Origin of the sequence: Microbacterium atlanticum, from assembly GCF_015277815.1 — a bacterium.
Taxonomy (GTDB): Bacteria; Actinomycetota; Actinomycetes; order Actinomycetales; family Microbacteriaceae; genus Microbacterium; species Microbacterium atlanticum.
The window spans coordinates 3,553,368-3,576,286 of sequence record NZ_CP063813.1 but is presented as its reverse complement, the minus strand read 5'-3'; the positions used below and the strand labels follow the sequence as shown (position 1 = coordinate 3,576,286).

21 protein-coding genes are annotated in these 22,919 nt (G+C 72.9%); 9 read left to right on the top strand and 12 right to left on the bottom strand.

The window, feature by feature from the left end; genetic code table 11:
- The first annotated feature begins 81 nt into the window (after nucleotides 1–81).
- Both rraA and IR212_RS16350 read left to right on the top strand, forming a co-directional pair.
- The gene (rraA, locus tag IR212_RS16355) at nucleotides 82–549 is read left to right on the top strand and encodes a ribonuclease E activity regulator RraA (protein ID WP_194396907.1); all 468 of its coding nucleotides are present in this window, start codon (nucleotides 82–84) and stop codon (nucleotides 547–549) included.
- An 81-nt stretch (nucleotides 550–630) separates the two neighbouring features.
- Entirely contained in the window at nucleotides 631–1,122 is a 492-nt protein-coding gene (locus tag IR212_RS16350; protein ID WP_194396906.1) for a nucleoside deaminase, read from the top strand.
- Nucleotides 1,123–1,554: 432 nt separating this feature from the next.
- Here IR212_RS16350 and xdhC read toward each other — a convergent pair whose 3' ends face one another.
- Genes xdhC through IR212_RS16335 form a run of 3 tightly spaced genes read right to left on the bottom strand, consistent with a single transcriptional unit; the run spans nucleotide 1,555 to nucleotide 6,344 of the window.
- Nucleotides 1,555–2,388 (bottom strand): xanthine dehydrogenase accessory protein XdhC, encoded by an 834-nt coding sequence (gene xdhC / locus IR212_RS16345; protein ID WP_194396905.1) that lies wholly within the window; start codon nucleotides 2,386–2,388, stop codon nucleotides 1,555–1,557.
- Nucleotides 2,389–2,397: 9 nt separating this feature from the next.
- Nucleotides 2,398–4,920, bottom strand: coding sequence for a xanthine dehydrogenase molybdopterin binding subunit (gene xdhB / locus IR212_RS16340; RefSeq protein WP_194396904.1), 2,523 nt, complete (start codon nucleotides 4,918–4,920; stop codon nucleotides 2,398–2,400).
- A complete protein-coding gene (locus IR212_RS16335; RefSeq protein WP_194396903.1) occupies nucleotides 4,917–6,344 on the bottom strand; it encodes a xanthine dehydrogenase small subunit in 1,428 nt (475 codons plus the stop codon). The genes xdhB and IR212_RS16335 overlap by 4 nt, the downstream gene beginning before the upstream one ends.
- Nucleotides 6,345–6,477: 133 nt before the next feature.
- On the opposite strand from IR212_RS16335, the gene IR212_RS16330 reads away from it, so the two are divergent.
- Entirely contained in the window at nucleotides 6,478–6,894 is a 417-nt protein-coding gene (locus IR212_RS16330; RefSeq protein ID WP_194396902.1) for a VOC family protein, read from the top strand.
- 45 nt (nucleotides 6,895–6,939) lie between these two features.
- On the opposite strand, the gene IR212_RS16325 is transcribed toward IR212_RS16330, so the two are convergent.
- Entirely contained in the window at nucleotides 6,940–8,307 is a 1,368-nt protein-coding gene (locus IR212_RS16325) for a glucose-6-phosphate dehydrogenase (protein WP_194396901.1), read from the bottom strand.
- 213 nt (nucleotides 8,308–8,520) lie between these two features.
- Between IR212_RS16325 and IR212_RS16320 the strand changes: the two genes are divergently transcribed.
- On the top strand, nucleotides 8,521–9,387 hold the full coding sequence (locus IR212_RS16320) for a hypothetical protein (RefSeq protein WP_194396900.1): 867 nt from the start codon (nucleotides 8,521–8,523) through the stop codon (nucleotides 9,385–9,387).
- An 11-nt stretch (nucleotides 9,388–9,398) separates the two neighbouring features.
- On the opposite strand, the gene IR212_RS16315 is transcribed toward IR212_RS16320, so the two are convergent.
- From IR212_RS16315 to IR212_RS16305, 3 genes are all read right to left on the bottom strand, one after another.
- Nucleotides 9,399–10,109 carry a lysophospholipid acyltransferase family protein gene (locus IR212_RS16315; RefSeq protein WP_228479386.1) on the bottom strand — a complete coding sequence of 237 codons (711 nt, stop codon included), beginning with the start codon at nucleotides 10,107–10,109 and terminating at the stop codon, nucleotides 9,399–9,401.
- Nucleotides 10,110–10,186: 77 nt separating this feature from the next.
- Nucleotides 10,187–11,296, bottom strand: coding sequence for an ABC transporter permease (locus IR212_RS16310; RefSeq protein WP_194396899.1), 1,110 nt, complete (start codon nucleotides 11,294–11,296; stop codon nucleotides 10,187–10,189).
- Nucleotides 11,293–12,177, bottom strand: coding sequence for an ABC transporter ATP-binding protein (locus IR212_RS16305; RefSeq protein ID WP_194396898.1), 885 nt, complete (start codon nucleotides 12,175–12,177; stop codon nucleotides 11,293–11,295). The genes IR212_RS16310 and IR212_RS16305 overlap by 4 nt, the downstream gene beginning before the upstream one ends.
- 265 nt (nucleotides 12,178–12,442) lie before the next feature.
- On the opposite strand from IR212_RS16305, the gene IR212_RS16300 reads away from it, so the two are divergent.
- Nucleotides 12,443–13,012, top strand: coding sequence for an NADPH-dependent FMN reductase (locus IR212_RS16300; RefSeq protein ID WP_194396897.1), 570 nt, complete (start codon nucleotides 12,443–12,445; stop codon nucleotides 13,010–13,012).
- 427 nt (nucleotides 13,013–13,439) lie between these two features.
- Here IR212_RS16300 and IR212_RS16295 read toward each other — a convergent pair whose 3' ends face one another.
- Both IR212_RS16295 and IR212_RS16290 read right to left on the bottom strand, forming a co-directional pair.
- On the bottom strand, nucleotides 13,440–14,222 hold the full coding sequence (locus IR212_RS16295) for a response regulator (protein WP_194396896.1): 783 nt from the start codon (nucleotides 14,220–14,222) through the stop codon (nucleotides 13,440–13,442).
- Entirely contained in the window at nucleotides 14,219–15,496 is a 1,278-nt protein-coding gene (locus IR212_RS16290; RefSeq protein WP_194396895.1) for a sensor histidine kinase, read from the bottom strand. Before IR212_RS16290 ends, IR212_RS16295 begins: the two co-directional genes overlap by 4 nt.
- Before the next feature lie 194 nt (nucleotides 15,497–15,690).
- Between IR212_RS16290 and IR212_RS16285 the strand changes: the two genes are divergently transcribed.
- Nucleotides 15,691–16,308 carry a dihydrofolate reductase family protein gene (locus IR212_RS16285; protein WP_194396894.1) on the top strand — a complete coding sequence of 206 codons (618 nt, stop codon included), beginning with the start codon at nucleotides 15,691–15,693 and terminating at the stop codon, nucleotides 16,306–16,308.
- 21 nt (nucleotides 16,309–16,329) lie between these two features.
- On the opposite strand, the gene IR212_RS16280 is transcribed toward IR212_RS16285, so the two are convergent.
- Complete coding sequence (locus tag IR212_RS16280; RefSeq protein ID WP_194396893.1) at nucleotides 16,330–17,169, bottom strand: exodeoxyribonuclease III; 840 nt, start codon at nucleotides 17,167–17,169, stop codon at nucleotides 16,330–16,332.
- A 133-nt stretch (nucleotides 17,170–17,302) separates the two neighbouring features.
- On the opposite strand from IR212_RS16280, the gene IR212_RS16275 reads away from it, so the two are divergent.
- From IR212_RS16275 to pyrE, 3 genes are all read left to right on the top strand, one after another.
- Nucleotides 17,303–19,603: a hypothetical protein gene (locus IR212_RS16275; protein WP_194396892.1), complete on the top strand. Its 2,301-nt coding sequence runs from the start codon at nucleotides 17,303–17,305 to the stop codon at nucleotides 19,601–19,603.
- A gap of 173 nt (nucleotides 19,604–19,776) precedes the next feature.
- On the top strand, nucleotides 19,777–20,505 hold the full coding sequence (locus IR212_RS16270; protein WP_194396891.1) for a hypothetical protein: 729 nt from the start codon (nucleotides 19,777–19,779) through the stop codon (nucleotides 20,503–20,505).
- Between the two features lie 40 nt (nucleotides 20,506–20,545).
- The gene (pyrE, locus tag IR212_RS16265; RefSeq protein ID WP_194396890.1) at nucleotides 20,546–21,124 is read left to right on the top strand and encodes an orotate phosphoribosyltransferase; all 579 of its coding nucleotides are present in this window, start codon (nucleotides 20,546–20,548) and stop codon (nucleotides 21,122–21,124) included.
- Between the two features lie 204 nt (nucleotides 21,125–21,328).
- On the opposite strand, the gene IR212_RS16260 is transcribed toward pyrE, so the two are convergent.
- Together IR212_RS16260 and IR212_RS16255 are read right to left on the bottom strand one after the other, a co-directional pair.
- A complete protein-coding gene (locus tag IR212_RS16260) occupies nucleotides 21,329–21,901 on the bottom strand; it encodes a YdeI/OmpD-associated family protein (protein WP_194396889.1) in 573 nt (190 codons plus the stop codon).
- 176 nt (nucleotides 21,902–22,077) lie between these two features.
- Nucleotides 22,078–22,887, bottom strand: coding sequence for an HAD-IIA family hydrolase (locus IR212_RS16255; protein WP_194396888.1), 810 nt, complete (start codon nucleotides 22,885–22,887; stop codon nucleotides 22,078–22,080).
- Nucleotides 22,888–22,919: the final 32 nt, after the last annotated feature.

The following is a 22,919-nucleotide window of genomic DNA, read 5'->3' as shown; positions in this document are numbered from 1 at the left end:
CTTGCGACGTGCGGAAGGCTGCGGAAACTTCTGACGATGACGGATGCCGCGGCCCGCGGCATCCGTCATAGCCTGTCTCGCATGACCATCGCGACGGCGGACCTCTTCGACGAGCGCGGGGACGAGCTGGATTCGCTCTCGCTGCCGCTGCTGGACCTCGGCGGGCGGACGGCATTCGACGGGCCGGTCCGCACGGTGCGGTGCCACCGCGACAACGCCCTGGTGAAGGCGCTGCTCGCGACGCCCGGCGACGGAGCCGTGCTCGTGATCGACGGCGCAGGCTCCCTCGAGTCGGCGCTCGTCGGTGACCTCATCGCCGCGTCGGCCGTCGAGAACGGGTGGTCGGGCGTCATCGTCCACGGCGCCGTCCGCGACCGCGTCGCGCTCGCGAGGCTGGACCTCGGCGTCAAGGCGCTCGGCTCGAATCCGCGCAAGAGCGCCAAGGCCGGTGTCGGCGAGGTCGACGTGCCGGTCACGATCGCGGGCGTCGAGTTCGCCCCCGGCAGGCACGTGTGGGCCGATCCCGACGGCGTGCTGGTGGAGCGCTGACCGCAGCGCCTGTCATCGGCGGCCGGCCTTCCCGGCGCGGTGGGGTGCGCCCCGCGCCGCGCGCTCTTAGGGTGAAGCGTGATGTCCGCCATCGACGGGGAGCCCGCCCGTTACCTCGCCCGGGCCATCGAGATCGCGACCGAGAACGTCCGCAACGCGGGCGGGCCGTTCGGGGCCGTCGTCGTGTCGTCCGACGGCCGGGTGTTCGAGGGCGTGAACCGCGTCACGGCCGACCTCGACCCGTCCGCGCACGCCGAGGTCACCGCCATCCGGCGCGCCTGCCAGGGGCTCGGCACGTTCGACCTCAGCGGCACGACGCTCTACGCCAGCTGCGAGCCGTGCCCGATGTGCCTCGGAGCGGCGCTGTGGGCCCGGGTCGACCGCGTGTACTTCGCCGCCGATCGCGACGACGCGGCCGCCGCCGGTTTCGACGACGCCCGGTTCTACCAGTACTTCGACGGTGACCCCGGCCACCGCGAGGCGATGCCGGTGGCGCCCGTCGCGCTTCCGCATGAGCTCCGGGTGGCGCCGTTCACCGAGTGGCACCGGACCGAGTCCCGCACCGAGTACTGAGCGCCCGGCCGCGCCCGCCCGGGCGTCCATGGCACACGCCCCCCCGCACGCGGCCTCGAGTCGCCAGAACACGCCGGGCGGGCGCGCCGGGGTCGGCGTGTCTTGGCGAGTCGCGGTTCCCCCGTGCCCCCGGGGCCCCGGGCCGTGCCGGGCCGGGGGCTGGCCGCGCCACGCCGCGCGCTTCGCACGGCCTCGAGTCGCCAGAACACGCCGGGCGGGCGCCCCGGGATCGGCGTGTCTTGGCGAGTCGCGGTTCCCCCGTGCCCCCGGGGCCCCGGGCCCGGGCCGTGCCGGGCCCGGCCGCACGCGTTCTGCTCACGGCCTCGAGTCGCCAGAACACGCCGGGCGGGCGCGCCGGGATCGGCGTGTCTTGGCGAGTCGCGCGCCACGAGCGGCACGGGGGAGCGGGTCCGGCAGGGAGGAAGCAGGGGGTCAGCGGGGGGCGGCGGCCGCGGTCTCCTCGATCACCTGAAGCAGCCGCGCGGCCACGCTCACGGCGATCACCGCGGGCTGCTTGCCCGCCACCTCGGGCAGGCCGATGGGCGTCACGACCCGGGCCAGCGCCGCGTCGTTGTGTCCGGCATCCGTCAACCGCGTGCGGAAGCGCGCCCACTTCGACCGCGAGCCGATGAGGCCGATCGACCCGAGCCCCTCGACCCGAAGCGCCTGATCGACGATGGCCAGGTCTTCGGCGTGGTCGTGCGTCATGACGAGCACGTGTGTACCGGCGGGCACCTCGCGCAGCACCGACTCGGGCACCGGGGCGTGATGGACGAAGACGTGCGCGACGGCGTCGGCCAGCGGGCCCGGCTCGCCCTCGACCCCGAGCCGAGCGGGCTCGAGCATGGCGTGGCGCGAGTCCACGAGGTGCAGGTCCATGTGCTGGCGGGCGAGGATCCGCGCGAGCTCGAGGCCGACGTGCCCCAGGCCGAACACGGCGATCGACGGGACGACCCGCACCGGCTCCAGCATCATCGTGACTTCGCCTCCGCAGCACTGCACCCCGTAGTCGGCCACCGCCTTGTCGCTCAGGGTGAGCGTCAAGAGGTCCGGCTCGGCCGCGCCCGCCGCCAGCAGTTCCCGCGCCCGCGCCACCGCGGTCGCTTCGAGGTTGCCGCCGCCGACCGTGCCGAACACATCGCCGGGCGACACGACCATCTTTGCCCCGCCGTTGCGCGGCGCGTGCCCGCGCACCATCGCCAGCGTCACGATGACGGCCGGGGTGCGCGCGGCGCGCAGCGCCTGCACCGCGTCGAGCCAGTCCACCGGCCGGCCTCAGCGGCCCGCCGTGAGCAGGCCGCTCTCGTCGCGTCCGGCGTCGTCGGCGGGCCCCGCCGCGCCGGCCCGTCTCGCATCATGTCCGTCTACGGATGCGTCGACCGCGCCGTCTCCGTTGACGGATGCCTCGCCCGCGCGGACTCCCGCCGAATCGCCGCCGCGCGCTCGCTCATCGCCGCCCCGCGCCCGCTCCTCGCCGCCGCGCACCGCCTCGATCGCCCAGAACACCGCTTCGGGCGTCGCCGGCGACGCCAGCTCGACGCTGAGCCCCTCCGGGCCGAAGGCGCCGACGGCCTGCCGGAGCGCCTCACGGGCGCTGAAGGCGAGGAGGAGCGGCGGCTCGCCCACGGCCTTGGAGCCGTAGACGGCTCCGTCCTCGCGGGCGTCTTCGAAGAGCCGCACGTAAAACTCCTCCGGCATCTCCGAGAAGCTCGGCAGCTTGTAGGTGCTCGCGGACGGCGTCAGCAGGCGGCCGCGCGTGGGGCCGTCGCCGGTGTCCCAGCGCAGCTCCTCGAGCGTGAGCCACCCGACGCCCTGCACGAAGCCGCCCTCGACCTGCCCGATGTCGATCCGCGGCGACAGCGAGTCGCCGGCGTCGTGGACGATGTCCACGCGCCGGAGGCGGTAGGCGCCGGTGTAGCCGTCGACCTCGACCTCGGTCGCCGCGCAGCCGTAGGCGAAGTACTTGAAGGGCGACCCCTGCTGGCGGTCGGCGTCCCAGTGCAGGCCCTCGGTGCGGTAGTACCCCGCGGCGAACAGCTGCACCCGCTGCAGGTAGGCGGCGGCGACCACGTCGGCGAACGGGAGGTGCGGCCCCAGGCCCCCGAGTGCGAACACCTCGCCGCCCGAGAAGCGCACGTCGCGGGCGTCGATGCCGAGCATCCGCCCGGCGACCGTCGCCAGCCGCCCGCGGATCTCCTCGCACGCCAGCTTGATCGCGCCGCCGTTGAGGTCGGCGCTCGACGACGCCGCCGTCGCGGAGGTGTTCGGCACCTTGTCGGTGCGGGTGGGTGCGAGCCGCACCCGCTCGAGCTCCACCCCGAGTGCGGTCGCAGCGACCTGCAGCATCTTGGTGTGCAGGCCCTGTCCCATCTCGGTGCCGCCGTGGTTGATCAGCACCGAGCCGTCGCGGTAGACGATCACCAGCGCCCCGGCCTGGTTGAACGACGTGAAGGTGAACGAGATGCCGAACTTCACGGGGGTCATCGCGAGCCCCCGCTTGCGGTCGGGGTGGGCGGCGTTGAAGCGGTCGATCTCGCGTCGCCGCGCATCGAGGTCGCTCTCGTCGCGCAGCTGATTCCAGATCGCCGAGATGCGCCCGGCATCCTTCACCGGCTGACCGTAGTGCGTCGACTGCCCGGGCCGGTAGAAGTTCCGCTCGCGAAGCTCGAGCGGGTCCAGCCCCAGTATCGGGGCAGCACGACCGAGGATGTCTTCGATGAGGAACGACCCCTGCGGCCCGCCGAAGCCGCGGAACGCGGTGTTGGACGGCTTGTTCGTCTTCGCGACGCGCCCGTGCACGCGCACGTTCGGGATCCAGTAGGCGTTGTCGACGTGACACAGCGCCCGGCCCAGCACCGGCTCCGACAGATCCAGGCTCCAGCCGCCGTCCGACGTCAGAGTCGCCTCGAGCGCGAGCAGGTGCCCGTCCGCGTCGAACCCGACGCGCCACGCCATGTGGAACGGGTGGCGCTTGCCGGTCATCGTGATGTCCTGCGCGCGGGTGAGCCGCAGCCGCACGGGGCGCCCGGTCAGTTTCGCCCCGAGCGCCGCGATCGCGGCGAATCCGTGGGGCTGCATCTCCTTGCCGCCGAAGCCTCCGCCCATGCGCAGGCATTGCACGGTCACCTCGCTCGACGCCACGCCGAGCACGTGCGCCACGATCTCCTGCGTCTCCGACGGGTGCTGCGTCGAGGACTCGACGAAGTATCGCCCGTCCGGCTCGCGCACCGCGAAGGCCGCGTGGGTCTCGAGCGAGAAGTGCTCCTGCCCGCCGCATTCGCTCACGCCCTCGAGCACGAGGGCGGACGAGGACAGGGCGGATGCCGCGTCCCCGCGCTCGATCGTGAGCGCCTTGCCCTGGAACGAGCCGGCCTCGATCGCCTCGTGCACGGTGATGAGCGAGGGGAGCGGTTCGTACGAGACGATGACGGATGCCGCGCCCAGCCGCGCCGCCTCGGGGGTCTCGCCGAGCACCCACGCCAGGGCGTGCCCGTGGAACATCGCCTCGCTGGGGAAGAGGGGCTCGTCCTGCTTGACGCCGGCGTCGTTCACGCCGGGCACGTCGGCGGCGGTGAGGACGCGCACGACTCCGGGCACGGCGGCGGCCGGCGTGACGTCGAGCGTGACCCGCGCGTGCGCCGACGTGGAGGGCACCGGCCACGCCGTGAGTACGCCATGAGTGCGCGCGGCCACGTCGTCGGTGTACACGGCCGCGCCGGTGACGTGCAGCGCCGCGCTCTCGTGGACCGCCGGCCGGCCGACGACCGGGTGCTCGGGGCGGTCGGCGAGCCCGCTCATGCCGGCACCTCGGCCGGGTCCGGGATGGCGCCCGCGTACAGTGCGAGAAGCGCCGTGCCGAGCATGCGCGCACGGTAGTCCGCCCCCGCGCGGTGGTCGCTCATCGGGGTGCCCTCGCCCTCGAGCACGGCCGCGGCCGCGCGCACCGTGTCGTGGTCCCACGGCCTGGAGGCGAGCGCCTGCTCGGTCGCGTACGCCCGAAGCGGCGTGGCGGCGACGCCGCCCAGGCCGATGCGCGCGCGGGTGACGATGCCGCCGTCGAGGTCGAGCGCGAACGCGACGGCGACCGACGAGATGTCGTCGAACCGCCGCTTCGTCACCTTGTGGAAGGCCGTGATCGAGTGGTCCCGCAACGGGAGGCGCACCTCGCGGATCAGCTCGTCGGGGCGCCGGACGGTGGTGCGGTAGCCCGTGAAGTACTCCGCGAGGTCGACGACGCGCTCGCCGCCGTCGGCGGACTGCAGCACGAGCTCCGCGCCGAGCGCGAGCAGCGCGGGAGCGGTGTCGCCGATGGGCGAGGCGGTGCCGAGGTTGCCGCCGATCGTCGCGCGGTTGCGGATCAGCCGCGACGCGAACTGGGGGAGCAGCTGCCCGAGCAGGGGCACGCGCGCGCCGAGGTCGCGCTCGAGCTCGCTGAGCGGCACCGCGGCGCCGATCCGCACGATGTCGTCGTCCACCACGAGGCGGCGGAGCTCGGGCAGGCGGTCGATCACCACGATGAGCGGGGCCCGCGCCCCGCGCAGGTTCGCCTCCACGCCCCAGTCGGTGGAGCCGGCAACCGCGACGGCGGACGGCTCGTCGCGCAGCAGTGTCAGCGCCTCGTCCAGCGACGACGGGCGCACGAACTCGGCGCCGGGCGCACCGGCGCGCGTCGGCACGGGGGCCGGCGCCGGCGCGCTCAACCGCTCGCGGAGCGGGTCGGCGGGCTGGGGCATCCCCAGCGCGTACGCGGCGTCGCGGAGGGGACGGTAGCCGGTGCACCGGCACAGGTTGCCCCCGATCGCGTGCAGGTCGAAGCCGTTGGGTCCCTGCTCGGCGGTGGCCTGCTGCGGCACGCGGTCGGTGCGGTAGAACTCGGCGGCCATGCTGCACGCGAAACCCGGCGTGCAGTAGCCGCACTGCGATCCCCCCGCCGCGGCGAGCTGCTGCTGCACCGGGTGCAGGTGGTCGGGCGAGCCGAGGCCCTCGGCGGTCACGACCTCCTGGCCGTCCAGGGCGAGGGCGGGAAGGAGGCAGGCGTTCACCGGCGTCCAGCTGGTGCCGCCGTCGCCGGCGGGCGTCGCCAGCAGCACCGCGCACGCGCCGCATTCCCCCTCGGCACAGCCCTCCTTGGCGCCGGTGAGGCCGAGGCTGCGGAGCCAGTCCAGGGCTGAGGCGTGCGGCGGCGTGCCGGCGAGCGGACGGACCTGCCCGTTGACTGTCACTGCGCTGTCACTGTTGGTACGGATGTCCGGAGTCTACGCCGCGCGCGCGACCGCCGAGGCGGCACGACCACCTCTGGACACGCCCGCGTGGCGGGAGGATCGTGGGCCTGGGGAATCACACTGGGAGGTTGGCATGTTCACACCCGATCGGCCGTTCTCGAGCTTCGCCGTCCCCGACGTCGGCGTGGCCGCGGCCTTCTATCGCGACACGCTGGGGCTCGACGTCACCGTCTACGAGGAGATGGGCGGCGGTTTCACGATCGCGCTCCCGGGCGGCGGCCACGTGTTCGTCTACCCGAAGGAGGATCATGAGCCGGCGGTGTTCACGATCCTGAACTTCTCCGTCGATGACGTCGACGCCGCGGTGGACGACCTCAACGCGCGGGGCGTCGTGACGAAGATCTACACCGACCCCGACTACGGCACCGACGAGAAGGGCATCTCGCGGGGCTTCGAGGGCGGTCCCGACATCGCGTGGTTCCGCGACCCCGCGGGCAATGTCATCGCGGTGGGCGAGATGGCGCCGCAGATGATGGGCGCCACGGGCTGACGGCTGCGGAGAGCGGATGCCTCGGGCCGAGGCATCCGTCGTCCGTCACGGCAGCGCGGGCCACCCGCCGGGGCCGAGCGATCCCGCCGGGTACTCCTGGAGCGGCACCTCGTCGGCGCGCCACGCGGCCAGCACCGGGTCGACGATACGCCAGGACTCCTCGGCGGCGTCGCCGCGCACGGCCAGCGTCGCGTCGGCGTCGAGGATGCCCGAGAGCACCTCGCCGTACGCCTTGAGGGCTCCCTCGCCGAGGTCGGCGCCGATCGTCTCGCGCTCGAGCTCGAACGGATCGTCGCCGCCGTTGACGTTGAGCTCGAGGTCCATGTGGTCCGGGCCGAGCGAGAAGCGCAGCACCGAGCCGGGTGCGGGACCGGTGAGCCCTTCGGGCACGTGGTTCACGCGGCGGAACGTCACCACGACCTCGCCCTTCTTCTCGGGCAGTGCCTTGCCCGAGCGCAGCGTGAACGGGACGCCCCTCCACCGTTCATTGCGCACCTCGCAGACGAGCTCGGCGAGCGTCTCGGTCTGACGCGCGGGCTCGACCCCCGGCTCGTCGACGTACGCGGGCAGGCGCCGGTCGCCGACCGTCCCGGCGGTGTAGCGCGCCCGCCGGGACGCCGTCGCGGGGTCGTCGCCCCAGACGTGGGTCGCGCGCAGCACCGCGGAGGTGGCGTCGCGGAAGTCCCGCTCGTGGAGGGTGGCGGGCGGCTCCATGGCGAGGATCGCCATCACCTGCAGCAGGTGGCTCTGGATCATGTCGGCCAGCGCGCCGGCCTTATCGTAGTACCCCGCCCGGCCCTCGAGCCCAAGGGTCTCGTCGTAGCGGATGACGACCGACTCGATGTCCTGCGCCGACCACACCGGCGCGAACACGCGGTTCGCGAACCGCACGCCGAGCAGATTCAAGGTCGTCGACCGGCCGAGGAAGTGGTCGATGCGGAACACCTGCGCCTCGGGCACGAGGCGTTCGAGCGTGGTGTTGAGCTCGCGCGCGGTCGCCTCGTCGACGCCGAAGGGCTTCTCGAGCGCGAGGACGGTCCCGGCCGGGATGTCGACCTCGGCGAAGGCTTCGCACGCCGCCTTGGCGACTGCGGGCGGCACGGCGAAGTAGAGGGCCAGCCGGCCGTCGTGGTCCGCCAGCAGCCGGGCGAGGTCGGCGGGGGCGGTGATGTCGGCGCGGACGTACTCGGTCGCCGACACCGAGTCGAAGGCCGCCTCGAAGCCGGCCGACGCGAACGCGGCGCGCACGACCTCTCGCCAGCGCGCGTCGTCCCAGTCGTCCATCCCCGCGCCGCGCAGCCGGATGCGCCGGTACGGCTCGATCGTGAGCAGCTGGCCGAGCGCGGGCAGCAGCAGTCTCGAGGTGAGGTCGCCCGAGGCGCCCAGGATCAGCAGCGTCGTCTCTCCGGCCATGGGCTTCACCGTAGCGACGCATCCCGGCACGGGGGAGGGTCTGGCGACCGGGCCGCGGGTGTGCAACCGGGGGCGTCGGCGGCGATCGCTCCGCGGCGATGGAGGGACGGATGCCTCCGGCCGCGGCATCCGGCTCCTCAACCGTCGGCATCCGGGATCGTCACGCATCGGCATCCGGATCCTCTGCAGTCGCCGTGGGTGTACGTTGCAGCTGTGGACGGAGTGCCCTCCGCGCCGGGCCTCGGCCCTCCCGATGCTCGCGCAGGATCCTCGCGGCTGACGGATGCCGGACGCGAGCTCAGGGACCTGCGTGCGCGGGCTTTCGGTCCGGACGCCGACATCGACGCCGATCCGGCTGCGCTCGCCCGGCTGGTCGAGCTCGAGGACGCGCGCCGCGTGGTCGGGACGAACGGAAGCGCCGTCTCCGGCGCGGCGCGCGAGGGGTCCCCCGGGGAGTCCGGGGCGGTGACCGCCGCGGGGCCGGGCGGGGAGTCCGCGGCTGCGATCGCCGTCGCCGGGGAACCGGAGACGCCGCCGGCGGAGGCGGCGGAGACGCCGATCGGGCCGCGGCCGACGGCCGCGAGCACAGGAGCCGTGCGGGGCGTCCGGCAGCGGATGGCCGGGGTCCGGCGGCGCACGTGGTGGTGGGTCGGGGCGGCCGGTGCCGCGGTCGTCGTCGTGCTGGTGTCGGCGATGGCGTGGCTGCGCCCGCCGGGCCCGGACGCGACGCTGCAGGCGACGGGCTTCGATGTCGACAGCGGGATCATCGAGCTGTTCGAAGCCCAGGGCCGCAGCGCCGAGCTCTCGACGTACCGGCAGTTCGAGCCGTATCAGGGCGTCGGGGTGTGGTCGGTGGAGGGCCCGGAGACGAACGTCTGCCTGCTCGTCTGGGATCGCGCCAGCGGCCGCTTCGGCATCAAGTGCAGCCCGGCCGGCAGGGAGGCGACCCTTTCGCTGGGCGTCGGGCCGGAGCACGAGGACGGCTTCGGCGAGTGGCTCGCAGAGCCCAGCATCATCAGCTTCCGCCTCCGCGACGACGTCGTGGACGTCTTTGTCCGGCCCGCACCACCCTCCGACTGAGACGGCGGGCGTCAGTCGCGCGAGGTCGCGTTCACGGTGCCGGAGCGCTCCTGTCCGCTCAGGCCCGCGATGGCTGCCATCATGCGCTCGGTGATCTCGCGGCGAGCCTTGCCGTCCGGCACGCCCTTCAGGTCGGTGAGGTCGAGCGGTTCACCGAAGCGCACTTCGAGCCGCCGCCTGCCGGGCAGCAGGTGGCTCAGCGGTTTCGCGGTGCCGGTTCCGATCAGCCCGACCGGCACGACCGCGGCGCCCGTGTCGCGCGCCATCCACGCCGCGCCGCCGTGACCGGTGTGCAGCTTCCCGTCGCGGGAGCGGGTCCCCTCGGGGAAGACCGCGAACACGCTTCCGGCGCGCAGGATGCCGCTTCCCGCGTCGAGGGCCGCACGGGCGTCGCGGCCGGTCGCGCGGAGCACGGGGACACCCCCGATGGACGTGAAGAACCAGCGCTTGAACCGTCCGAGCACGCCGGGACCCGTGAAGTACGACGACTTGACGAGGAACTGCACGGGGCGCGCCGCCGCCGTCGGGATGATCACGGTGTCGAGCGCGGCGAGGTGGTTGCTCGCCAGCAGCACCGGCCCGCGCTGAGGCACGTTCCCCCGGCCCACGATGCGAGGCCGGTACAGCAGCCAGAACAGCGGCCGCAGCACGGCCCGTCCGACGAAGTAGATCGCGCCCGGTCGTGGCGCGGGGACGGGGCTCGGCGAGGCAGGCGCTGTCACCTCGCCACCCTACCCGTCGCGGATGCCGCGACCGGCGGTCGCGGCATCCGCTCGACTCCTTCCGGAGCCCGGGCAGATCAGCCGGCCAGCGCTTCCGACAGTTTGACGCGCGCGCCCATGCGCAGCAGCGAGTTCTCGTAGATGCGGGCGCCGACGAGGATCGCCGCGACGCACGTCGCCATCAGGATCGCGAGCGAGACGAGCGGCTCCCACCACTGCGCCTGTCCGAGGAAGATGCGCATCGGCATGCCGACGGGCGCCGAGAACGGCACGTACGACATGATCCCCAGCACGAGCGGGTTGTCGTTGAAGAAGATCACCAGGAAGTACGGCGCCATGACCAGCATCGTCAGCGGCGTCGTCGTCGAGCCGATGTCCTCCATGCGCGACACCATCGAGGCGGCCGCCGCGAACAGCGACGCCAGCAGGACGAAGCCGAACAGGAAGAACACCGCGAACCAGGCGATGGGTCCGCCGAGACCCTGCAGCAGCGCCGTCTGATCGGTGACGGTGAGTCCCACGATCGCGATCGCGGCCAGGATCAGGATCTGCCCCATGGCCAGGATCGTGTTGCCGATGACCTTGCCCGCGAGCAGCGCCCGCACCGAGATCGCCGAGATGAGGAGCTCGACGACGCGCGTCTGCTTCTCCTCCACGACGCTCTGCGCGATCGTGCCGCCGAACATCGATGCGGCGAAGAGGAACACGATCCCGAAGCCGATCGCGGCGACGTAGCCGAGCGCCGCGTCGACCTCGGCGGGCGCGAGGAGCTCGACCGGCGGCAGCTGCGAGAGCTGCAGCAGCAGCTGCGTGGGCGCGTCGGACTCCGCCACCACCGCGAAGCCGAGCGGAGAGGACGAGTCCGCCACGACCGCGGCGTCCACCTCTCCGCTCATGACGAGCGCCTCAGCCTCGGCGCGGTCGCTCACGTCGGTGACGTCGAGTCCTTCCACGCCCGCCACGTACTGCGACGCGTCGCTGGTGACCGCGACCGGCGTGCCGGTGCTGTTCGAGGCCTGGAAGCCGGCCCAGATGACCAGCGCGAGCGCGCCGAGGAACAGGATCGCCGTCGAGATGACGAACGCCTTGCTGCGCAGCTTCGAGCCGATCTCACGCTCGGCGACGAGCCAGATCGCCTGCCCGTCGCTCAGGGTTCCGCTGCTGCCGCGGGTGCCGGTGGTGCTCACTGGATGACCTCCTTGAAGATCTGGGCGAGGGACGGATGCTGCGGCGCGAAGCTCGCGACATCCCCGTGGGCGACGGCCCGGCGCAGCACCCGCTGTGCCGTCTCGTCGCTGTCCGCGTCGAAGACGGCGTAGCCGCCGTCGAAGTCGAGCACCTCGACGCCAGGCTCGGCGCGGAGCCACCCGGCGTCGCCGGCCGAGACCAGCTCGAAGCGGCGGGTCGAGTGCTGCGCGCGCAGCGTGTTGCGGGCTCCGGCGGCGCGGATGGTGCCGCCGGCGATGATGACGAGGTCGTCGCACAGGCGCTCGACCACGTCGAGCTGGTGGGACGAGAACAGCACGGCTGCCCCCGCCCGCGCGCGCTCCTGCAGCACGCCCGCGACGACATCGACGGCGAGCGGGTCGAGCCCGGAGAACGGCTCGTCGAGGATCAGCACCTGCGGGTCGTGCACGAGCGCTGCGGCGATCTGCGCGCGCTGCTGGTTGCCCAGTGACAGCGTCTCGACATTGTCGTTCAGGCGCTCGCCGAGCCCCAGCTGCTCGAGGAGCGCGGTCGCGCGGGTCGAGGCATCCGTCTTCGAGAAGCCGTGCAGGCGCGCGAGGTACACGATGTGCTCGAGCACCTTCATCTTGGGATAGAGCCCGCGCTCTTCGGGCATGTAGCCGAACAAGCGGCGATCGGATGCCGTCACCACGGCGCCGTCGAGCGTGACAGTGCCGGCGTCGCCGGCGAGCACGCCGAGCACGATCCGCATCGTCGTCGTCTTGCCGGCGCCGTTGCCGCCGACGAAGCCGGTCAGCCGCCCGGGACGCACGTCGAACGACACGTCGTCGAGCACGCGGCGCCCCCCGTAGCTCTTCTCGATCCCGCGCAGCTGCAGCATCCTGGTCCCCTTTCGTCGCTTGTCTCCACGGTAGGGCGAGCCGCCGCGGACGTCCTCCCCCGCGAGGGGGATCTCCGGGCGTCCGTCGCGGGGCGGAGCGTCGTGCGGGTCGGGTGACGGGCGTGTTTCAGGCGCTGTCGGTGGGGCGTCACACAGCGTCACAATTCATTCGTGGGAATAGATCTCAGGTTGGCGTGCTTGCATCGGGGTGGAACGTCCACGGTGGTCCCCGCCGGGGACCTTTGTCTTCTCAAGGAGTGAATCCATGTCCGATCGGACCATCGGCTACATCGTCGGCAGCATCTCGTCCACCTCGCTCAACCGCCGTCTCGCGAAGGCCCTCGAGCGCCTCGCCCCCGAGGGCACGACGCTCGTCGAGATCCCGATCAAGGACCTCCCCTTCTACTCGCCCGACTACGACGCCGACTTCCCGCAGGTCGCGCGCGACTTCAAGCAGGCGATCGACGACGTCGACGGCGTCATCATCGTGACCCCCGAGTACAGCCGCTCCATCCCGGGCGTCCTCAAGAACGCCCTCGACTGGGCTGCGCGCCCGTGGGGTCAGGGCTCGTTCAACGGCAAGCCCACCGCCGTCATCGGCACGTCGCAGGGCGGCATCGCGACCGCCGCCGCGCAGCAGCACCTCAAGGCGATCCTCAGCCACTACAACGCCCCGACACTTGGCCAGCCCGAGGGATACGTCCAGACGACGCCGGGCCTCTTCGCCGACAACGGCGAGGTGACCAGCGACCAGACCGCCGACTTCCTCGTCGGCTACCTCGAGGCCTTCGGCGCGCTGGTCGACCGCTACGTCGCCGTCCCCGTCGCCGCGTAACCCTCGTCGCGGGTCTTCTCGTCACGGATGCTTCGACCCGGTGCCCCGCGCCGGCGCCGGGTCGAGGCATCCGTCGTCCGGCCCTTCGCGTTCTTCTCTGGGCGTGCCCCTTCCCGCGAGTCGCCAAGACACGCCGGGCGCGGGGTTTCGGTCCGGCGTGTTCTGGCGAGTCGGGGTCCTTCCGGTCCCGCGGCAGCTCCGCGTGCCCGGCCCTTCCCGTGAGTCGCCAAGACACGCCGGGTGCGGGGTTTCGGTCCGGCGTGTCTTGGCGAGTCGGGGTCCTTCCGGTCCCGCGGCAGCTCTAGGTGCCCGGCCCTTCCCGTGAGTCGCCAAGACACGCCGGGCGCGGGGTTTCGGTCCGGCGTGTTCTGGCGAGTCGGGGGGCGGGGCTCGTGGGGGCGGGCTGGCGGGGCTGGCGCGGGCGGGATCAGACCAGGCCGTGACGGTGCGCGTACACGACCGCGGCGACCCGGTCCCGGGCGCCGAGCTTCTGCAGCACGTTCGACACGTGCGTCTTGACGGTCGCCTCGCCGATGAACAGGCGCTGGGCGATCTCGGCGTTGCTCATCGCCTGGGCCACGAGCCGCAGCACCTCGGCCTCGCGCTCGGTGAGGTCGGGAACCGGAGCGGCACCGGCACCGCCACTGGCAGCGGCACCGGCACCGGGCGCGGCGTCAGCGAGGGCGGATCGGCGAAACTCCACGGATGCGCCGCTCGCACCGGGGGACCCGGGCCCGGCGGGGCTCGCCGCGACGAGATCCGTGGAGTTCTGCGGCGGGGCCGCGGCGAACCGGGCGATCACCCGCCGCGTGACCTCGGGCGCGAGCAGCGCATCGCCGGCCGCGGCGACCCGCACGGCCGAGACGAGCTCCTCGGGTCCGGCGTTCTTCAGCAGGAACCCGCTCGCGCCGGCGGCGAGCGCCTCGAACAGGTAGTCGTCGCGGTCGAACGTCGTCACCACGACGACGGCGGCGTCGGAGTCGGTGTCGGCGACGATGCGACGGGTCGCTTCGAGCCCGTCCATGTCGGGCATCTGCACGTCCATGCAGATCACGTCAGGACGCAGATCGGATGCCGCGGCCACCGCCTCCCGGCCGTTCGACGCCTCGCCGACGACGGCGAGGTCGCCGGCCGACTCGAGGATCATGCGGAAACCCGCACGCATCACCGCGTGGTCGTCGACCAGCAGCACGCGGATCGGCGCGCTCACGTGTCGACCCCCACGCGCGCGGGAACGGGCACACGCAGGCGCACCAGGAACCCGCCGCGCGCCCTCGGCGCGGCCTCGAGCTCGCCGCCCGATGCGATCGCCCGCTCGCGCATGCCGACGAGGCCGAGCCCCGGCCGCAACGCCGACGCGACCGCGCGCCCGGTGTTGGCGACCTCGAGTTCCACCGCCTCGTCGGTGTAGCGCAGGCGCACGTCGGCGGCGGCGTCCGGCCCGCCGTGGCGGCGGGCGTTGGTGAGGGCCTCTTGCGCCACGCGGTAGACGTTGACCTGCACGAGCTCGGGCAGCTCGACCGGCTCGCCGATGACCGTCAGCGTCGTGGGCAGGCCGTTGCGGTCCGCATGCGCGACGAGCTCGGCGATCCCCGACAGGTGGACGGTCGAGCCGCCGTCGGCGTCGCCGCCCGACGTGCGCAGCGTCTCGAGCAGCTGTCGCAGCTCGACGAGGGAGGAGCGGGCGGATGCCTCGACCTGCGCGAGCGCGCCGCGCGCGGCATCCGGATCCCGGTCCAGTACGGCGCGCGCCGCACCGGCCTGCACGCCCATCGCCGACACGTGATGCGCGACCACGTCGTGGAGCTCGCGGGCGATCCGCACGCGGTCGAGCGCGACCGCCTGAGCCGCCGTGACCTCGCGCTCGCGCTCCAGCTCACGGGTGCGCTCCTCGAGCGCGGCGCGCGACATCGCCGCCGCGTAGGCGTGATCGCCCATGTAGTACGCGCCGCCGAAGTAGGCGGCGTTCACCAGGAACTGGATGAGCATGTAGGCCGCGAACGGCGAGAACAGCCCGGCCCGCGACAACGTCTCGTCGCTGGGATCGATCGCGGCCTGGAAGGTCGTGATCAGCAGCCACACGAACATGCCGACGATCACCCCGACCCGCACCCACATCGCGCGGCGGCGGTCGTCGACCCATGCGCCGACGGTGTACAGCGCGATGAACATCGAGATGTTGCTGACGTACAGGTCGGGAATGCGGAACGTCACCCCGACGAAGAACACCACGGCGATCGCGACGACCGCGATCTCGGGAAAGCGGCGCCGCACCGACAGCGGAGCGGTGAGCCCGAGGCTGTAGAGCAGCGCCCACTGCAGGCCCTCGGCGGCGTCGCCGCCGTAGACGCCGGCGACCGAACCGAGTGCACTGCTGAGGATCGCCGCGACGAACAGCCCGGCCGCCAGCCAGACGTCGTTGCGCAGCTCGTGCGCCGTCGGCCGCGGCCGGCGCATGGCCGGTGCGGGTGGAAGGTCGGACATCCCTCCACGGTAGGGGGACGCCGGGGGAGGGGCATCCCCCGTCAGACGGAGAACGGATACCGCGACCCGGCGCGATCGGCAAGGGCGGGTCGCCGTCGGGCGGCAGATGCGAGACTGCTCGCACGGTCGGCACGGACGCCGGCCATCGACCCGACCGCGCTCGCCGCGTCAGGGGCCCGCGGAAGGGACACATCATGGCCGGTCGCATCCACATCGACCTGTTCACCACGCTCGACGGCGTCGCCCAGGCGCCGGGCGGTCCCGACGAGGACCGGACGGGCGACTTCCCGTACGGCGGCTGGCAGGCGCCGTTCCGCGACGACGTCATCGGCGCCACGATCTGGGAGGGGATCTCGGAGCTCGACGCACTGCTGCTCGGGCGCCGGACCTACGACATCTTCGCCGGCTACTGGCCGCACCAGTCGGGCGGCATCGCCGACGTCTTCAACCGCGTGCCCAAGTACGTCGCCTCGCGGGGCCTTCCGAACCTCGGATGGGATGGCTCCACGCAGCTCGGCATGGACCTCGCGCGCGAGGTCGAGGCGCTGCGCGCGCGGCACGACAGCATCCACGTCATCGGGAGCGTGAACTTCGCGCAGACGCTGCTCAAGGAGCAGCTCTTCGACGTGCTGACGCTGTGGGTCTACCCGGTGGTGCTGGGGCGTGGGAAGCGGGTGTTCCCCGAGGGCGCCGCGCCCGGCAACTTCACCCTCCTCGAGCCTGCCGTCACCGGGCCGAGCGGCGCCGTGCTGCTGCGGTACGGTCCGGCGGGCGGCGACGTGCAGACGGGCGACATGTCCCCGGAGGGGTGAGTACGCCGGAACCTCCCCGCGTCAGAAGATCATCGGGCGATCGTCGTCGTCGGGACCCTCGAGGTCGAGGTCGACGACCACCGGCACATGGTCGCTGGGCAGCTCGCCCTTGCGCTCGTTGCGGTGGATGGTCGCGCCGGTGACGGCGTCGGCGATCGCGTCCGAGCCGAGGATGAAGTCGATGCGCATGCCCTCGTTGCGGGGGAACTTCAGCCGCTTGTAGTCCCAGTACGTGTAGCCGGTCGGAATGAGCGGTCGCACGACATCGTGGGCGCCGGCCGCTTCGAGGGCGGCGAACGCCTCGCGCTCGGGCGGCGAGACGTGCGTCGAGAAGCCGGGCACCACTGCGGGGTCGCCGTTGTCGGCATCCGTCGGCGCGATGTTGAAGTCGCCGACGAGGGCGAGCGGAAGGTCGGGGTTAGCGGCGAGCGCGTCGGCGGTGTACTGCGCGAGGGCCGACAGCCAGTCGAGCTTGTAGTAGTAGTGCGGGTCGCCGAGCGAGCGCCCATTGGGAACGTAGAGGCTCCACACCTCGACCCCGCCGACGGTCGCGCCCATCGCGCGCGCCTCCTGCGGGGCATCCGGCCCGTTGTGTCCCTTCTCGAACCCGGGCATGCCGGGAAACGCGGTGCGCACATCGGTGAGCGGCTCGCGGCTCGCGATCGCCACGCCGTTCCACTGCGAGAAGCCGTGCGCCTCGACGTGGAAGCCGGCGTCTTCGAACCTGTCGAACGGGAACTGGTCGGCCTTGCACTTGATCTCCTGCATCGCCAGCACATCGATGTGCTCGCGCACGGCGAAGTCGACGATGCGGTCGACACGGGCGCGGATCGAGTTGACGTTCCAGGTGGCCAAACGCATGGCCTCAAGCCTAAGGCGGGCGGCCGACAGGCGAAGGACAGGTCGGATGCCGCGTCCGCGCGTATCAGCGGTCCGTGCCGGACTCTCCTTCCTGCCAGCGGCCGCGTCCGCGGTCGGGAAAGCGAGACCCACCATGGAACAAGACTGCGGCTGCGGCCACGCGGCCCACACGCGCGAGTCCGCGCCCCTGGAGTTCGACGCCGACGGCGAGCTCGTCGTCGGTCCCGTCATCCGTCCGGAGGTGCTCACCCGTCCGTGCCCCATCGGCACGCTCGACGGGTCGTGGCTGCTCGAGCTCGAGCGGCGCACCGTCTTCGGCCCCGAGGTGCGCGGCGCGATGCGCATCGAGGTCGGCGCATCGTCGCTGCGCGTGTCGGGCGACATGTACTCCCGGCGCGTCTTCCCGCCCGTCGTCATCCCCGAGTTCGAGCTGAAGCGCCCGTTCCCCCTTCCCGAGCCGGGGCCCTTCCCCGAGCCCGGGCCGTTCCCGGGCCCACAGCCGTTCGGCGGTGATGCCGACGGAGATGCCGAACCGGATGCGGCGGACGACCCGCCGGTCCTCTCTGAGTTCCCCGCGTTCAGCCTGCGGTGGTACCCGTCCTTCCCGGCGTCGCAGTACACCTGGTACTTCCGGTCCCAGGGCGCCACGTACGCCGGCAGCACGCTCACCGTGCAGATCGTGCGGCACCTGTGGAACCGCACCACTCAGGAGTTCGTCTCCACCGACACGGGCACCCTCACGCTGCGATGCCGACGACCGCTCGTGGTGTCCGCGTCCACCGCCCTCCTGGGGTCGGCGCAGCGCATGAGCGGAACGCTGTCGATCGGCGGCACGGTGACCAATGTCACGGCGACGAAGACCTCGCCGCTGTACCGCGGCTGCCGCATCGAGGTCGACGCGATGGTGAACCGTGCGTTCCCGGCATCCGCCACCATCGGCTCGGGTGCCGCGGCGACGGTCCGCTCGGTGTACGCGACGGCAGGGTGGGACGTGACGGTCGTGACCGACGAGATCGACGTGCCCGAAGACACCGCGTTGACCAACGCCGAGCTCGCGACGCTGATGACCGGGCACCGGCAGGCGGTGGCAGGCGACGGCTGGCGGCTGTGGCTGTTCGTCGGGTCGGCGCAGGGCGGCCTCTTCGGGATCATGTTCGACGACGACACCGTGCCGCGCGAGGGCGCCGCCGGCTTCGCGGACGTGCGGCTCGGCAACGACTCGTTCATCGCGGCGGCTGCGCGCGGGCGTCCGCTGGACGAGGTGCCGGCGGCGTTCCTGCGCACCCTGGTGCACGAGGCGGGCCACGCGTTCAACCTGTGGCACCCGAAGCACGACGTTCACAACCCGGGCATCGGCACCGAGATCATGAACCAGACCGGCGACGTCATGGGCTTCGCCACCGCGGCGAACCCGTATCCCGGCAACGCCTCGTTCGTGTTCTCCGACCACGACCGCACGTCGCTGATCCACTCTCCGGATCCGCAGGTGCGCCCGGGCTGGAAGAACTTCGGCTGGGGTCACGGCGACCTGTCGGCAGGACTGCCGGCTCCGGTGGATGCCGCGGGCCTCGGGGGCGATCAGGGCGACGACGGTCTCGAGCTCACGATCGCCATGCCGGCGCAGGCCTTCGTCGGCGAGTACGTGACGGCCGAGGTCGTGCTGACGAACGTGTCGGACCAGCCGCGCACCGTCACGACGCTGGTCAACCTGTCGGAGGGCGACCTCGTCTTCCTCCACACGCCGCCCGACCATTCGCTGCAGCATCTCGTCGACGTCGCCATCGGGTGCGGTCCGCGGCCGATGACGGTGCTGCAGCCGGGCCAGTCGATCCGCAACCACGTTCAGGTGTTCTTCACCAACCAGGGCGTGACCTTCACCGAGCCGGGGCGCCACACGGTCGCAGCGCAGCTCGAGGTGGATCCCGTGACGACGGTGCGTTCGGCGCCCGTGACGGTCGACGTGCGCGGCCCTGCCTCGGAGGCCGAGGTCGACATCAGCGCCAAGACGCTGACGCCGGGCGTCGGCCGGGCGATCGCGCTGGGGGATTTCGCGACGGATGCCTCGGCCCGGGCGGTGCTGACGGACCTTGCCGAGCAGCACAGCGACACCGACACCGGAGCCGCCGGAGCCCTCGTGCTCGCCAACGCGCTGGCGCGGTCGTTCTCGGACTTCCGGACCCGCGACGTCCGGGAGGCGGCGCCGGATGACGCGGCCCACTTCCTCGAGCTCGCGATGCAGGGCCGTCCAGCCGAACGCGTCGCCGCGCTCGCGGTGACGGTGGCGAGCCCGACCGAGCGGGACGCGCCGGTCGTCGCCGACACCATCGCCGCGCTGAAGTCGCGGGCGAAGGGCGGCGCGCGGTCGGCGGCGGGGAAGGACGTCGCCGCCGCCGAGCGGATCGCCGCGGACTTCACGTCGCCCGAGGGTCGCTGACCCGGCGCCGGTTGCGCGGTGCATGGTCGGTCGTCCGACACGCCGGGGCGGGGCATCCGTGTCCGGCGTGTCGGCGTCGCCGGCCAGGCTTCCGGCCGCCCCGGTCCGATGGCGGCTTCTCAATCCCGACGGGGGATGACACGGGTGGAGGCGAGCGGGAGGATGCAGGGGTGATGTCGGAGATGCAGGGCACCGGCGGGCTGGAGCTGCGGCTGCGGGCGGTGGAGGCATCCGTTCCGCTCGACCGCATCGCGTTCGCCGAGGTCGAGCTCATCGCGGCGGGCGGGCCGTCGGGCCCGGTGAGCGCCCGGCTGAACATCGTCGAGGGCGACCTCGAGATCCTCGTGACGCCGGCCGGCGGGGCGCCGCTGCCCGCGAGATGGCCCTGGCCGGTGGACTCCGCGCCGCGGTCGGTCGAGCTGGCGCAGGGCGAGCGGCTCCTGGCTGCGGTGCCGCTCCTCGCCTCGGGGAGTGCGCCGCTGTTCCCGGTGCCCGGGCGCTACGACCTCGTCGCCCGCTTCGCGGTTCGACCCGGCGTGCTGCTGGAGTCCGGCCGCGTCTCACTGGTGCGAACGGCGCCGGCCGATGCGGCGCTCGGCGCGACGCTCCGCGACCGCGACGTGCTGCAGAGCGTGCTCGGGGCCGGGGTCATCGGCGGCGCGGCGCCGCACCTCGAGCGTCTCGCCGCTTCGGCCGACGCCGCCACCGCGGCCGCCGCGGACCTCGCGCTCGGGCGCACCGCTGCGCTCGCGGAGGCGTCGGACGACCCGGCGGTCGCGCGCGCGGTCGCAGCCCTCCTGCCGCCCGGTGCGACGGGTCCGGACGAGCGCCGCGACGCCGTCGCTCCGCGTGCGTCGGCGCGCGACGCCGCCGCCCTCAGCGGGCGCCCGCTCGCCGGGTGACGCGTGAGGGCCGGGGCGCGGCATCCGTAGACTCGACGGCATGACCGTCGCCTCCACGCCCGAGCTCGAACTCGACCGCCGGCAGCTGATCGCGCTGATCAAGGCGGAGGCGGTGTTCCACGGCGACTTCACCCTCTCGAGCGGCAAGAAGGCGACGTATTACGTCGACATGCGCAAGCTCACGCTCGACCACCGCGCGGCTCCGGCGATCGGGCGCATCATGCTCGACCTCATCCGCGACCTCGACGGGATCGTCGCGGTCGGCGGCCTGACGCTCGGCGCCGACCCCATCGCGAATGCCGTCATGCACGAGTCCGCGCGCACTGAGGCTCCGCTCGACGCCTTCGTCGTGCGCAAGGAGCCGAAGGACCACGGCCGCGGACGCCAGGTGGAGGGGGCGGATGTCGCCGGCAAGCGCGTCGTCGTCGTCGAGGACACCTCCACCACGGGTCAGTCGGCGCTCAAGGCGGTCGAGGCGCTGCGGCGCGAGGGGGCCGAGCCGGTCGCCGTCGCCGTCATCGTAGACCGCAAGACCGGTGCGCAGGCGGCCGTCGAGGCCGAGGGCCTGCAGTGGCTCGCCGCGATCGACCTCGACGACCTGGGGCTCGACCCGCAGTAGGCGCTCCGCGCCGACCCGCGGGAGACGCGCGGCGCCGGTTCCCTCGCGCGGGCGCCGGGTGGGTGGGCCCGGCGACGAGCGGATGCCGCGCTCAGTCGTCGCCCCGACCGCGACGGCGCCGCCACTGCCAGAGGATCACGGTCAGCGTGCCGAGCAGGATGACGGCGCTCGTCAGCAGCAGCAGCGTCTGCTCGGTGTCGGAGATCACGGGCGTTTCCCTTCGGCGGCGTCGGCGACGAGCTTGGCGATGCGGGCGGCGCGTGTCTCGGGGCGCCGCGCGGTGTCGACGGTCGTGATCCCCAGCTTGCGGGTCGAGGGCGGGAAGGCGTCCCACGCCGCGCGGGCCGCGGGCACGGCGTCGAGAGCCGTGGCCAGGTCGTCGGGCTCGCGGAGCGCCTCGGCGTTGTCGAGCACCGTCCACGACCCGTTCTGCTTGGCGAGCTCGATGGCACGGATGCCGGCTTCGGCGAGCAGTCCGCTCGCCTCCAGTTCGGCGACCCGGGCCTTGTTGGTGGCCGCCCAGCCGCTCGACGGCCGTCGCGGCGCGAACCACAGGCCGCCGCGCTGCTCATCGAAGGAGCGGACGGGGCCGTCGATCCAGCCGAAGCAGAGCGCCTGACGGATCGCGTCCTCGTAGCCCACGAACTCGAGCCCCGACCCGGGGCGTGCCCGCACCAGCCACGCCCCCGTCGAGGTGCGATGGTTCTCGGTCAGCCAAGTGCGCCAGGCCGAGGCATCCGTCGCCTCCACCCTCTCGCCGTCGTCGAGCGCTCCCATGCCGCCGACCTTACCGGCGGCCGCCGACGTCACGCCCGGTCGTGCGCTCGCCCCCGCCCGCCTCCGCCGTCGCCGAGTGCACGCGGTGGCCGCGAGTGCACGCCGTGCCGGCGGGAAGACGCCGTGCACTCGCGGCGAACCCGTGCACTCGGTCCACCCTCAGACCGTCGGCGGGCTCAGAGCAGCTCGGGGTCCTCGGACTCGACGGGCTCGGCGTCGAGGAGGTCGGCGACGGATCCGAGCACCTCGTCGGGGCGGAAGGGGTAGCGCTGGATCTCGGCGGCGTCGCTGATGCCGGTGAGCACGAGCACCGTGTGCAGGCCCGCCTCGATGCCGGCGACGACGTCGGTGTCCATGCGGTCGCCGATCATGCCGGTGTTCTCGGAGTGCGCGCCCAGGCGGTTCATCGCCGAGCGGAACATCATCGGGTTGGGCTTGCCGACGACGTAGGGCTCCATGCCGGTCGCCTTGGTGATGAGGGCCGAGATCGCCCCGGTCGCCGGGAGCACGCCCTCGGTCGACGGTCCGGTCGGATCGGGGTTGGTCGCGATGAAGCGCGCGCCCCCGCCGATGAACCGGATCGCCTTCGTGATCGCCTCGAAGGAGTAGTTGCGCGTCTCGCCGACGACGACGTAGTCGGGGTCGGTCTCGGTCATGATGAAGCCGGCCTCGTGGAGGGCGGTCGTCAGCCCCGCCTCGCCGATCACGAACGCCGTGCCGCCCGGCATCTGCGACTTCAGGAAGTCGGCCGTCGCGAGCGCGGATGTCCAGATGGACTCCTCGGGCACGAGCAGGCCCGACGCCCGCAGGCGGGCCGCCAGGTCGCGCGGTGTGAAGATCGAGTTGTTGGTGAGCACCAGGAACGGCACGCCCTGATCGCGCCACTGCTGGAGCAGTTCGGATGCCCCGGGGATCGGCGTGTTCTCATGCACGAGCACGCCGTCCATATCGGTGAGCCAGCATTCGATGTCGGACCGGGTGCGCATGCGTCCAGACTAGGTGCGCTCAGGCGTAGGGT